The following is a 14,591-nucleotide window of genomic DNA, read 5'->3' as shown; positions in this document are numbered from 1 at the left end:
TGACCAACCTTCCAATCGAGGCAGGTGCCCCCCGATGAGCGATGACAAGCTGCGGTACTTCCTCAAGCGGGTCACCGCCGACCTGCACGAGACCAAGCGCAAGCTGCAGACCGTCGAGGCGCGCGACCAGGAACCCCTGGCCATCGTCTCGATGAGCTGCCGCTTCCCCGGTGGCGTCCGGTCGCCGGAGGACCTGTGGGAGCTTGTCGCCGACGGCCGGGACGCGCTCACCGAGTTCCCCGACGACCGGGGGTGGGACCTGGAGTCGCTCTACGACCCCGACCCCAACAAGCCGGGCAAGAGCTACACGCGCATCGGCGGGTTCCTCGACGGCGCCGGTGACTTCGACCCGTCCCTGTTCGGGATCTCGCCGCGTGAGGCCCTCGCCATGGACCCGCAGCAGCGGCTGCTGCTGGAGACGTCCTGGGAGGCCATCGAGCGGGCCGGCATCGACCCGCTGTCGCTGCGCGGCAGCTCCACCGGTGTCTTCGTCGGGCTGAGCACCTCGAACTACGGCATGGGTCTGCCGAACGTGCCCGAGGGCGTCGACATGTACATCGGCACCGGCAACACCACGAGCGTCGCGTCCGGCCGGATCTCGTTCACCCTCGGCCTCAACGGCCCCGCCGTCACCGTCGACACCGCCTGCTCCTCCTCGCTGGTGGCCCTGCACCTCGCCGTGAACGCGCTGCGCCGCGGTGAGTGCGACCTGGCCATCGCCGGCGGCGTCACCGTCATGGTCACCCCCGGCGTCTTCGTCGTCTTCTCCCGGCAGCGCGGCATGTCCGTCGACGGCCGGTGCAGGGCCTTCGCGGCCGGCGCGGACGGCACCGGCTGGGGCGAGGGCGGCGGCGTGCTCGTCGTGGAGCGGCTGGCCGACGCCGAGCGCAACGGCCACCCGATCCTCGCCGTGATCCGCGGCAGCGCCCTCAACCAGGACGGCGCGTCCAACGGGCTCACCGCCCCGAACGGCCCCTCCCAGCAGCGGGTCATCCGGCAGGCCCTCGCCAACGCCCGGCTCGGCACCGCCGACGTCGACATGGTCGAGGCGCACGGCACCGGCACCACCCTCGGCGACCCCATCGAGGCGCAGGCGCTCATCGCCACGTACGGGCAGGACCGGCCCGCCGACCGGCCGCTGTGGCTGGGCTCGGTCAAGTCGAACATCGGCCACACCCAGAGCGCCGCCGGCGTCGCCGGGCTGGTCAAGATGGTGATGGCGCTGCGCAACGGCGTCATGCCGGAGACCCTGCACGTCGACGAGCCCTCCCCGCACGTGGACTGGACCGCCGGGGCGGTCTCCCTGCTCACCGAGTCCAAGCCGTGGCCGGAGCTGGACCGCCCCCGCCGTGGCGGCGTCTCCTCGTTCGGCGTGAGCGGCACCAACGCCCACGTGATCCTGGAGGAGTACCGGCCGCGCGTCGCCGAACCGGCGTCCGTGGACGGCGTCGAGGCCGTCGAGGCCACCGCCGTCGAGCCCGCGCGACGCCCCGGCCTGGTCGGCTCGGACGTGACCCTCTGGCCGGTGTCGGCCCGGTCGCGCTCCGCCCTCGCCGGGCAGGCCGCCCGGCTCGCGCGGCACGTGCGCGAGCACGGCGACCTCGCCCCGGCGGCGGTCGGCTGGTCGCTGGCCACCACCCGCTCGACGTTCGACCACCGCGCCGCCGTGGTCGGCCTCGGCACCGACGAGCTGCTCGCCGGGCTGGACGCCCTCGCCGCCGGCCACCCGGGCGGCAACCTCGTCACCGGTACGGTCACCAGCGCCGGCGCCGGCCCCGTCTTCGTCTTCCCGGGCCAGGGTGCGCAGTCGGCGCGGATGGCCGCCGGCCTCGTCGGGCGTACGCCGGTGTTCGACGCGAAGCTGGCCGAGTGCCAGCGGGCCCTCGCCCCGTACCTGGACGTGGACCTCGTCTCGGTGCTGACCGGCGACGACGAGTCGTGGCTGGAGCGGGTCGAGGTCGTGCAGCCCGTGCTGTGGGCCGTCGGCATCGCCCTCGCGGCCGTGTGGCGCGCGGCGGGCGTCGTCCCGGACGCCGTCGTCGGCCACTCGCAGGGCGAGATCGGCGCGGCGTGCGTGGCGGGCATCCTGACCCTGGACGACGCCGCGAGGACCGTGGCGCTGCGCTCCCGCGCCCTGGCGGTGCTGCGCGGCACCGGCACGATGGCGTCGGTGGACCTGTCGGCCGACGCGGTCGCCGAGCGCCTGCCGGCGTTCCCGGGCGTCGGTGTCGCGGCGGTCAACGGCCCGTCCACCGTCGTGGTCTCCGGCCCGCCGCAGCCCGTCGCCGACCTCGTCGCGGCGTGCCAGGCCGAGGGCCTGCGCGCCCGGCTCATCCCGGTGGACTACGCCTCCCACTCCGAAGCCGTGCAGCAGGTCGCCGAGCAGCTGCGCGCGGACCTGGCCGACGTCACCCCGCAGGCCGGCCACACCCGCCTGGTCTCCACGCTCACCGGGGACTGGGTCGACCCGGCCTCGATGACCGCGGACTACTGGTACGACAACCTGCGCCGCACCGTGCGGTTCGACGCGGCGGTCCGAACGGCGATCGCCGCCGGGCACACCACGTTCGTCGAGATCAGCCCGCACCCCGTGCTGACGATGCCGGTCACGGCGATCCTCGACGACACCGGCGTCACCGGCCACACCCTGGGCAGCCTGCGCCGCGGCGACGACGACGCGACCCGGCTGCTGACCAACCTCGCCACCGCGTACGCCATCGGCCTGCCCGTCGACCTCGCGAACGTCCTCGCCGAGACCGAGGTGGCGCCGCTGCCCACGTACGCCTTCGACCACCAGCGGTTCTGGCTGGACGGCAGCGGCGGCCCCGACCTGCAGAGCCTGCTCCAGGGCGCGGCCGGCGGCGACCCCAGCGACACGAGCTTCTGGGCGGCCGTGGAACGCGGGGACGTCACCGCCCTCGCCGAGACCATCGCCACCGAGGACACCCCGGCCCACGAGGTCCTCGACGCGCTGCTGCCGGCCCTGCCGCTGCTCACCTCCTGGCGTCGGCAGCGGCGCCGCCAGTCCGACATCGACAGCTGGCGCTACCAGGACACCTGGAAGCCGCTGCCCGGCGTCGCCAACCGGGGCATGAGCGGCACCTGGGTCGTCGTCCTGCCCACCGGCGACATCATCGAGCCCTGGCAGGACGCCTGCGTCGAGGCGTTCGCGGCGGCCGGCGCGACGCTCGTCCCGGTGCCCGTCTCCACTCCCGACGTCGACCGCGACCAGTTCGGCAAGCTGCTCCAGGAGGCGCTCGCCGCCGCGCCGGGTGGCGACGACGCCGCCGCCGAGGTGACCGGCGTGGTCTCGCTGCTCGCCTTCGACGAGCTGGCCCACCCGCTGCACCCGTCCGTGCCCGGCGGCTTCGCCGCCACCGTCGCGCTCTTCCAGGCCCTGGGCGACCTCGGCCTGCGCGCCCCGATGTGGAGCGTCACCTCCGGCGCCGCGTCCGTCGGCATGGCCGACCTGCTGCGCTCCCCGGTGCAGTCGCTGGTCTGGGGCTTCGGCCGGGTCGCCGCGCTGGAGCACCCGCAGCGCTGGGGCGGTCTCGTGGACCTGCCGGAGGCAGTCGACGAGCGCTGCGCCGACCTGCTGGTCGCGGCCCTCACCGGAGCCGGGGAGGAGGACCAGATCGCGGTACGCCCCGGCGGCCTGCTCGCCCGCCGGCTCACCCGGGTCCCGCTCGGCGAGAGCCAGCCCGCGAACCCGTGGCAGCCGTACGGCACGGCGCTGGTCACCGGCGGCACCGGCGCGCTCGGTGGGCACGCCGCCCGCTGGCTGGCCCGCAGCGGCGTGGAGAACATCGTGGTCGTCAGCCGGCGGGGCATGGCCGCGCCGGGCGCGCAGCAGCTCGTCGACGACCTCACCGAGCTGGGCGCCCAGGCCACCGTCGTCGAGTGCGACGCCTCCGACCGGGACGCGCTGGCCGACCTGATCGACGCGATCCCCGTCGAGTACCCGCTCACCACGGTCGTGCACGCCTCCGCCGTGCTCGACGACGCCATGATCAACGACATCCGGCCGGAGCAGATCGAGCGGGTGCTCCAGGCCAAGGTCGACGTCGCGTACAACCTGCACGAGCTGACCCTCGACCACGAGCTGTCGGCGTTCATCATGTTCTCGTCCTTCGCCGGCAGCGTGGCCAGCTCCGGCGTCGGCAACTACGCCCCGAGCAACGCGTTCCTCGACGCCCTCGCCCAGCACCGGCGTGGCCTCGGCCTGACCGCCACCTCCATCGCCTGGGGGGCGTGGGCCGGCGGCGGCATGGCCGACGGGCCGCTCGGCGAGCTGCTGCACCGCCACGGCGTACCCGAGATGACCCCCGACGCGGCCATCGCCGCGCTGCACCAGGCCGTGGACCACGGCGAGGCGTTCCTGACCATCGCCGACATCGCCTGGGAACGGTTCTCCGTCGCCTTCACCGCCACCCGGCCCGGCCCGCTGATCAGCGACCTGCCGGACGTGCGGCGGCTCGCCGCGGCCGAGCAGGTGGCCAGCGTGGAGGCCGGCGACGGCCCGGAGACGTTGCAGGACCGGCTCGCCGGCCTGCCCGCCGCCGAGCGGCTCGCCGTGCTGCTCGGCCTGGTCCGCAGCCAGGTCGCCGCCGTGCTCAACTACCCGTCCGCCGAGTCGGTGGACGAGCACCGGGCGTTCCGGGAGCTGGGCTTCGACTCCGTCACCGCCGTCGAGCTGCGCAACCGGCTCGGCTCGGCCACCGGCGTGGCCCTGCCGGTCACCCTGGTCTTCGACTACCCGACCCCGACGACCCTGGCGGAGTACCTCTTCGCCGAGGTCGCCCACGACGACGTGGTCACCCCGACCGCCCTCCTCGACGATCTGGACCGGATCGCCGACAGCCTCGACGTGGTGGCGCGGGACGAGGCGGCCCGGGTGCGGGCCACCGTACGCCTTCAGGCGATGCTGTCCCGGCTCGCCCAGGACAGCGGTGGCGCCGACATCGGCCGGCACCTCGACGACGCCACCGACGACGAGTTGTTCGCGATGGTCGACAAGGACCTCGGCATCTCCTGACCTTCCAGCTCCAGCTCTCTCCCGTCCCTTTCGAGGAAGCGGCACTCCGATGGCCAACGAAGACAAGCTCCGCGACTACCTCAAGCGGGTCATGGCTGATCTCCACGACACCCGCCGCCGGCTCAGTGAGGCACAGTCCCAGGAACTGGAGCCGGTGGCGATCGTGGCGATGAGCTGCCGGTTGCCGGGCGGGGTGCGCAACCCCGACGACCTGTGGGAGCTGTTGCGGGACGGCCGGGACGCGGTCACGCCCTTCCCCGACGACCGGGGCTGGGACCTGGAGCGCCTCTACCACCCCGACCCCGACCACCCGGGCACCTCGTACGCCCGGGAGGGCGGGTTCGTCGACGGGGCCGGGGACTTCGACTCCGCCTTCTTCGGCATCTCGCCCCGCGAGGCGCTGACCATGGACCCCCAGCAGCGGTTGCTGCTGGAGACGTCCTGGGAGGCGGTCGAGGCGGCCGGGATCGACCCGGCCTCGCTGCGCGGCAGCCGGACCGGGGTGTTCGTCGGGACCAACGGGCAGGACTACGGGACCCTGCTGATGATGTCGCCGGACGGCGACGAGGGGCACTCGATGACCGGGGGCGCGGCGGCCGTTGCGTCGGGCCGGGTGTCGTACACCCTCGGGCTCGAAGGGCCGGCCGTCTCCATCGACACGGCCTGCTCGTCGTCGCTGGTGGCACTGCACCTCGCGGTGCAGGCGCTGCGGGCGGGGGAGTGCGACCTGGCGCTGGCCGGCGGGGTGACCGTGATGGCCACCCCGGGCCTCTACATCGGATCCAGCCGGCAGCGCGCCCTCTCCACCGACGGGCGGTGCCGGTCGTTCGCCGCCAGCGCCGACGGCGCCGGGTTCTCCGAGGGCGTCGGCTGGCTGCTGGTCGAGCGGCTGTCGGACGCCCGCCGCAACGGCCACCACGTCCTCGCGGTGGTCCGCGGCACGGCCGTCAACCAGGACGGCGCGTCGAACGGGCTGACCGCCCCGAACGGGCCGGCGCAGCAGCGGGTGATCAGCCAGGCCCTCGCCTCCGCCCGGCTCTCCACCGCCGACGTCGACGTCGTGGAGGCGCACGGCACCGGCACCAAGCTGGGCGACCCGATCGAGGCGCAGGCGCTCATCGCCACGTACGGGCAGGACCGTGGGGACGCCCCGCCGCTGCTGCTCGGCTCGGTGAAGTCGAACATCGGCCACGCCCAGGCCGCCGCCGGCGTGGCCGGGGTGATCAAGCTGGTGCTCGCCATCCGGCACGGCGTCGTCCCGGCGACGCTGCACGTCGACGCCCCGTCCCCGCACATCGACTGGACGGCCGGCGCGGTGGAACTGGCCACCGAGGCCCGGCCGTGGCCCGAGACGGGCCGGGCGCGGCGGGGCGCCGTCTCCTCGTTCGGCATCTCCGGCACCAACGCCCACGTGATCATCGAGCAGCCGGACGAGTCGGCCGAGGAGCGCCGCGCCGACTCCGCCCCCGGGCTGGTCGCGGCCGACGCGCTCCTCTGGCCGGTGTCGGCCCGGTCGAAGGCCGCCCTGGCCGGGCAGGCCGCCCGGCTCGCGTCGCACCTGCGGCAGCGCGACGGGCTGGAGCCGGCCGCGGTGGGCTGGTCCCTGGCGGCCACCCGGTCGACGTTCGACCACCGCGCCGCCGTGGTCGGCTCGACCGCCGACGAGCTGCTGGCGGGGCTGGACGCGGTCGCGGCCGGCCTGCCCGCCGGGAACGTGGTCAGCGGTGTGGCGTCGGGCCCCGGCGCGGGCCCGGTGTTCGTCTTCCCCGGTCAGGGCGCGCAGTCGGCGCGGATGGCCGCCGGCCTGGTCGGCCGGACGCCGGTGTTCGACGCGAAGCTGGCCGAGTGCCAGCGGGCCCTCGACCCGTACCTCGCCGTCGACGTGGTGTCGGTGCTGACCGGCGACGACGAGTCGTGGCTGGAGCGGGTCGAGGTCGTGCAGCCGGTGCTGTGGGCCGTCGGTATGGCCCTCGCCGCGGTGTGGCAGCACGCCGGGGTGACCCCGGCTGCGGTGATCGGCCACTCGCAGGGCGAGATCGGCGCGGCCTGCGTGGCCGGCATCCTCAGCCTGGAGGACGCCGCGAAGGCGGTGGCGCTGCGCTCCCGCGCCCTGACCGTGCTGCGCGGCACCGGCACGATGGCGTCGGTGGACCTGTCGGCCGACGCGGTCGCCGAGCGGCTGCCGGCCTTCCCGGGCGTCGGGGTGGCGGCGGTCAACGGCCCGTCCACCGTCGTGGTCTCCGGCCCGCCGCAGCACGTCGCCGACCTGGTGCAGGCGTGCCAGGCCGAGGGGGTCCGGGCCCGGTTGATCCCCGTGGACTACGCGTCGCACTCGCCCGCCGTGCAGGAGGTCGCCGAGCAGCTGCGCGCGGACCTGGCCGACGTGACGCCGCAGGTCGGCCACACCCGCCTGGTCTCCACGCTCACCGGGGACTGGGCCGACCCGATCTCCATGGGCGCGGACTACTGGTACGACAACCTGCGCCAGACGGTGCTCTTCGACACGGCGGTGCGGGTGGCCGTCGCCGCCGGGCACACCACCTTCGTGGAGATCAGCCCGCACCCGGTGCTGACGATGCCGGTCACGGCGATCCTCGACGACACCGGCGTCACCGGTAACACCCTGGGCAGCCTGCGCCGCGACGACGACGACGCGACCCGGCTGCTGACCAACCTCGCCGCGGCGCACGCCATCGGCCTGCCCGTCGACCTGACGAGGGTCCTGCCCGCCGCGCCCACCGTCGACCTGCCCACGTACGCCTTCGACCACCACCGGTACTGGCCCGCCCCGCCGGCCTTCCTCGCCGCGCCCGACGGCGAGCCGGACCTCGACCGGTGGCGCTACCGGGTCACCTGGCAGGCCGTGCCCGACCTGCCGCTGACCTGGCTCGCCGGCACCTGGCTCGTCCCGGTGCCCGCGGCGCTGGCCGGGGACCCCCTGGTCGCCGACGTGCTGTCGGCGCTCGGCAACTTCGGCGCGGACGTCGTACCCGTGGAACTGGACGCCACCGACGACCCGGCGGCGCTGGCCGAACCGCTGCGCGCCGCGCTCGCCGGCCCGGACGGACCCGTCGCCGTGCTCTCCCTGCTGGGCCTGGACGAGCGGGCGCACCCGGAGCACCCGGCGACCTCGCTGGCCGTCTCGGGCACCGCCCTGCTGGTGCAGGCGCTCGGGGCGCTCGGCGTCGAGGCGCCGCTGTGGTGCGCGACCCGGGGAGCCGTCGCGGTCAGCGCCGACGACCCGGCCCCGAGCCCCGTCGCCGCCGCCGTCTGGGGGCTCGGCCGCGCGGTCGCCCTCGAACACCCCGCCCGCTGGGGCGGCCTGCTCGACCTGCCGCACACCCTCGACGCGCAGGCCGGCGCCCTGCTCTGCGCGGCGCTCGGCGCCAGCGGCGAGGACCCGTTCGGCGGTGACGCCGACCAGTTCGGCGACGACGACGGCGCGGAGCAGTTCGGCGGCGACGAGGACCAGCTCGCCGTGCGCGGGTCCGGGGTCTTCGTCCGCCGGCTCACCCGGCTCACCGAACCCGAGCCGACCGCGTCCGGCGACGCCGTCGACGACACCTGGCGGCTGCGCGGCACCGTGCTGATCACCGGCGGCACCGGCGGGCTGGGCGGGCACCTGGCCCGCTGGGCGGCCCGCTCCGGCGCCGCGCACGTCCTGCTGGCCAGCCGGCGCGGCCCGGACGCCCCGGGCGCCGCCGAACTGGAGGCGGAGCTGACCGACCTCGGCGTACGGGTCACCGTGGCCCGCTGCGACGTCGCCGACCGGGCGCAGGTGGCCGACCTGCTGGCCGCCGTACCCGCCGACGCCCCGGTGACCGCCGTGCTGCACACCGCCGCCGTCCTCGACGACGGGATCGTCGACACCGTCACCCCGCAGCGCCTGCACACCGTCGCCGCGCCCAAGTGCGCCGCCGCCGTCCACCTGGACGAGCTGACGCGGGACCTCGACCTGGACGCCTTCGTGCTCTTCTCCTCGGTCGCCGGCACCACCGGCAACGCCGGGCAGGGCGCGTACGGGGCGGCGAACGCGTTCCTCGACGCCCTCGCCGAGCGGCGCCGGGCCGAGGGCCTGCCCGCCCTCTCGGTGGCCTGGGGCGCGTGGAGCGGGGCCGGTCTGCCCGCCGACAACGAACGCGCCCAGCAGCGACTGCGCCGGGGCGGGATGCTCGGCATGGACCCGGACCTGGCCGTCGAGGCCCTCGCCCGGGCGCTGCGGCGCGGCGAGACCACGACCCTGATCGCCGACATCGACTGGGCCCGCTTCGCCCCCGCGTTCACCCTGGTCCGGCCCAGCCCGCTGATCGGCGACCTCGAAGAGGTGCGCGAGGCGACGCGGCCGGCCCCGCAGGAGGCCGCCGAGGAGGCGACGGACGTACCGTCGGCCCTGGCGCGGCGGCTCGCCGGGCTCGCCGCGGCGGAGCGCGCCGCGACGCTGCTGGAGCTGGTCCGCCAGTGCGCGGCGACCGCGCTCGGCTACGGCGCGGCCGACGACATCCCGGCCACCCTGCCCTTCCGCGACCTCGGCCTGGACTCGCTGACCGCCGTGGACATGCGCAACTTCCTGGCCACCGCCACCGACCTGCGGCTGCCCGCGACGCTCGCCTTCGACTACCCGAACCCGACGGCGCTCGCCGCGCACCTCGACGAACTGCTCACCGGGGCCGCCCCGGACGTGGCCACCCCCGCCCCGGCCGCGCCGGCCGACGACGACGAGCCGATCGCCATCGTGGCGATGAGCTGCCGCCTGCCCGGCGGGGCGGACACCCCGGAGCAGCTGTGGCAGCTCCTCGCCGCCGGCGGCGACGCGATCGGCGAGTTCCCCACCGACCGGGGCTGGGACCTCGGCCGGCTCTTCGACTCCGACCCGGAGAAGGAGGGCACCAGCTACGCCCGCGAGGGCGGATTCGTCAGCGGGGCCGCCGACTTCGACGCCGGTTTCTTCGGCATCAGCCCCCGCGAGGCCCTGGCCATGGACCCGCAGCAGCGGCTCCTGCTGGAGGCGTCCTGGGAGGCGATCGAGCGGGCCGGGATCGACCCGCACGCGCTGCGCGGCAGCCCCACCGGCGTCTTCGTCGGCACCAACTACCAGGACTACCGGAACCTGATGTTCAGCGCCGAGGGCGCCGAGGGGCACCTGATGACCGGCAACGCCGGCAGCGTGCTCTCCGGCCGGGTGTCGTACACCCTCGGGCTGGAGGGGCCCGCCGTCTCGGTGGACACCGCCTGCTCGTCGTCGCTGGTCGCGCTGCACTGGGCCTGCCAGGCGCTGCGCCGCTCGGAGTGCTCCCTCGCCCTCGTCGGCGGCGTCACCGTCATGTCCACCCCCGGGGTGTTCGTCGGCTTCAGCCGGCAGCGGGGCCTCGCCCCGGACAGCCGGGTCAAGGCGTTCGCCTCCGCCGCCGACGGCACCAGCTGGGGCGAGGGCCTCGGCCTGCTGCTCGTCGAGCGGCTCTCCGACGCCCGCCGCAACGGCCACCCCGTGCTCGCCGTGATCCGGGGCAGCGCCGTCAACCAGGACGGCGCCTCCAACGGCCTGACCGCCCCGAACGGGCCGTCGCAGCAGCGGGTGATCCGGCAGGCGCTCGCCAACGCCGGCCTCACCCCGGCCGACGTGGACGCCGTCGAGGCGCACGGCACCGGCACCAAGCTCGGCGACCCGATCGAGGCGCAGGCCCTGCTCGCCACGTACGGTCAGCGGCCCGCCGACCAGCCGCTCTGGCTCGGCTCGATCAAGTCCAACATCGGGCACACGCAGGCCGCCGCCGGCGTCGCCGGGATCATCAAGATGGTGCTGGCGCTGCGGCACGGCTACCTGCCGCAGACCCTGCACGTCGACGAGCCCACCGACCAGGTGGACTGGTCCGTCGGCGCGGTCGAGCTGCTCGGCGAGGGCCGCCCGTGGCCGGTCACCGACCACCCGCGCCGCGCGGCCGTCTCCTCGTTCGGCATCAGCGGCACCAACGCGCACACCATCCTGGAGCAGGCCCCGGAGCCGTCCGTCGTCGAGCCGCCGACGGGGGAGCCGGCCGGGCTGCCGGTGGTGCCGGTGTTGCTGTCGGGACGTACGGCGGTCGCGCTGGCCGCCCAGGCGGACCGCTGGGCCGAGCAGCTCACCGGGCTGGAGGCCCCCCGGACGGTCGACGTGGGCTGGTCGTCGGCGGTCTCCCGGGCCACCCTGGAGCACCGGGCCGTCGTGCTGGCCACCGACCGGATCGCGCTGGGCGCCGGGCTGCGCGCCCTCGGCTCCGGCGAGGACTCGCCGCTGGTGGTCACCGGCGTGGCCGCGTCCCGGCCGAAGGTGGCGTACCTGTTCTCCGGGCAGGGGGCGCAGCGGGCCGGGATGGGTCGCGAGCTGGCCGAGGCGTTCCCGGTCTTCGCCGCCGCGCTCGACGAGGCCTGCGGCGCACTCGACCCGCACCTGCCCCGCCCGCTGAAGCCGCTGCTCTTCGCCGAGCCCGACACCCCCGAGGCCGAGGCGCTGGACCGGACCGAGTTCACCCAGCCGGCGCTCTTCGCCGTGGAGGTGGCTCTGTTCCGGCTGTTCGAGGCGTGGGGGGTGCGCCCCGACGCGGTCGCCGGGCACTCCATCGGCGAGTTCGCCGCCGCCCACGCCGCCGGGGTGCTCTCCCTGGCCGACGCCGCCGAGCTGGTCGCCGCCCGGGGCCGGCTGATGCAGGCGCTGCCGGCCGGCGGGGCGATGCTCGCCATCGCCGCCACCGAGGCCGAGGTGACCGCCGGGCTCGGCGACCGCGCCGACCGGGTCTCCGTCGCCGCCGTCAACGGTCCCGCCGCCGTGGTGGTGTCCGGGGCCGGCGACGCCGTCGAGGAGCTGGCCGCCGAGTGGACCGCGCGGGGCGTCCGGATCCGGCGGCTGGCGGTCAGCCACGCGTTCCACAGCCCGCTGATGGAACCGGTGCTCGACGACCTCGCCGCCGTCGCCGGACGGCTGCGGTACCAGGACCCGACCATCCCGATGATCTCCACCGTCACCGGCGCGCCGGTCGACGCGGCGGAGATCGGCACGCCGGAGTACTGGGTGCGGCACGCCCGCGACGCCGTGCGCTTCGCCGACGCCGTCGCGGCGCTGCGGGAGCGCAACGTCACCGGCTACGTCGAGATCGGCCCGGACGGGGTGCTCACCGCCCTCGCCCAGGCAGTCCTGGCGGAGGACGCCCCGACCGGCGGCCGGGCCCCGCTGGTCGTGCCCGCCCTGCGCCGGGACCGCCCCGAGCCGACCACCCTGCTGCGGGCGGTCGCCGCGCTGCACACCCACGGCGTCTCCCCGGACTGGTTCGCCCTCTACGCGGGCACCGGCGCGCAGCGCGTCGACCTGCCCACCTACACGTTCGACCGGCAGCGCTACTGGCCGGAGCCGCCGCCGTGGGCCAGCCTGGCGGCCGAGGACGACCGCACCGACGTCGAGCGCCGCTTCTGGGCGGCCGTCGAGGCCGAGGACCTCGAGGCGCTGGCCCGCGACCTGGACGTCGACCACGACCAGCCGTTCGGGACGGTGCTGCCCGCGCTCTCCGCATGGCGGCGGCGCGGCCGGGAACGGTCCCTGGTCGACGGCAGCCGGTACCAGGTCGTCTGGGAGCCCATCGAGGAGACCCCGCAGGAGCAGGACCCCGGCCGCTGGCTGGTGCTGCTGCCCGCCGACCGGGCCGACGACCCCGACCTGAACTCCTGCACCTGGGCCCTTGGCACGGACGTGACCATCGTGCCCGTGGACACCGGCGCCGACCCCGACGAGCTGTGCGGCGGGTTCGCCGACGTGCTCACCGAGGCACTCGGCGAGGACGGGGGGCCGCTGTCGATCCTCTCCTTCCTCGGCCTGGACGACGCCCCGCACGCCGAGCACCCGACGCTGCCGCGTGGCCTCGCCGCGACCGTGCACCTGCTCCAGCAGCTCGTCGACCTCGACGCCCCGGCCCGGCTCTGGTCCGTCACCCAGGGTGCGGTCGGGGTCGGCGACGGCGACGTCCCGGCCAACCCGCGGCAGGCGATGCTGTGGGGCCTGGGCCGGGTGGCCGCGCTGGAGCAGCCCACCCGCTGGGCCGGTCTGGTCGACCTGCCCACCGACCTCGAGCCCTGGACGGCGATGCGGCTCGGCGGCATCCTCACCGGCGGCGGCGTGGAGGACCAACTCGCCGTCCGCGAGTCCGGGGTGCTGGTGCGGCGGCTCGTCCCGGCCGTCACCGACGGGGATCCCGCGCCGTGGCAGCCCCGGGGCACGGTGCTGATCACCGGCGGCACCGGCGCGCTCGGCGGGCACGTGGCCCGCTGGGTGGCCGGCGCCGGCGCGGAACGGGTCGTGCTGACCAGCCGGCGGGGCACCGACACCCCCGGCGCCGCCGAGCTGCTCGCCGAGCTGACCGGCCTCGGGGTGGACTGCCGGGTCGCCCGCTGCGACGCCGCCGACCGGAACGCGGTGGCCGAGCTCCTGGCCGACCTCGGGCGGGAGGGACCGCCGCTGCGCGCGGTGGTGCACGCCGCGGGGGTCAGCGAGGTGGTGCCGCTGGCCGACACCACCCTGGAGGACCTGGCGTACGTCATCGCCCCGAAGCTGTCCGGCGCCGAGCACCTCGACGAGCTGCTCGACGGCGTCGACCTGGACGCGTTCGTGCTCTTCTCGTCCATCTCGGCGGTGTGGGGCAGCGGCGGGCAGGGCGCGTACGCGGCCGGCAACGCCTACCTCGACGCCCTCGCCGAGCGGCGCCGCGGCCGGGGCCTGGCGGCCACCTCCGTCGCCTGGGGGCCGTGGACCGAGTCCGGCATGTACACCGAGGGGGCGGCGGAGCAGCTGCGCCGCCGTGGCCTGCGGGTGATGCCGCCCGGCGTGGCGATGGCGGGGCTGCGGCACGCCCTGGCCGCCGGGGACACCTGCGTCACCGTCGCCGACGTCGACTGGGCCACCTTCGCGCCGCTGTTCACCTCGCTGCGGCCCAGCCCGCTGCTGGCCGACCTGCCGGCCGTACGCGAGCTGGCCGTCACCCCCGCCGACGCGCCGGACGCCTCCGCGCCCGTCGCCCGGGACCTGCTCGCCGAGCTGCGGGCGCTGCCCGGCGACGAGCGGCGGGCCGCGCTGCTGGAGATGGTGCGCGTCGACGCGGCGAAGGTGCTCGGCCACTCCTCCGGCGACGTGATCGAGACGGACCGTGGCTTCCTGGACCTCGGCTTCGACTCGCTCACCGCCGTGGAGCTGCGCAACCTGCTCACCGCGGCCACCGGGCACGACCTGCCCACCACGGTCGTCTTCGACTACCCGACCCCGGCCGGCCTGGCCGACCACCTGTACGAGGAGCTCTTCGCCGACGGCGACGGGGAGTTCGGCGAGGACGGCGACGAGGAGTCGGTCCGCCGGGCCCTCGCCGCGATCCCGCTGGACGAGCTGCGCCGGACGGGTCTGCTCGACCAGCTGCTCCAGCTGGCCCGCACGAGCGCCGGTCCGCCGGCCGTGGCGTCCGCCGCCCCGGCCGCGCCCGAGGCGCAGATCCACGAACTCGACGTCGCAGGTCTGGTCCGGATGGCCCTGGAAGGCTCCGACTCGTGA

2 protein-coding genes are annotated in these 14,591 nt (G+C 75.9%); both read left to right on the top strand.

Features of this window, described 5'->3' with window-relative positions; genetic code table 11:
* Window positions 1–34: 34 nt before the first annotated feature.
* A complete protein-coding gene (locus EV374_RS28730; RefSeq protein ID WP_132240285.1) occupies window positions 35–5,035 on the top strand; it encodes a type I polyketide synthase in 5,001 nt (1,666 codons plus the stop codon).
* Between the two features lie 49 nt (window positions 5,036–5,084).
* Window positions 5,085–14,591, top strand: a complete 9,507-nt coding sequence (locus tag EV374_RS28725) for a type I polyketide synthase (protein WP_132240284.1) — start codon at window positions 5,085–5,087, stop codon at window positions 14,589–14,591.

Source organism: Micromonospora sp. CNZ303 (assembly GCF_004345505.1).
Note: the sequence above shows the minus strand (reverse complement) of the source record. Positions and strands in the feature narration are given on the sequence as shown.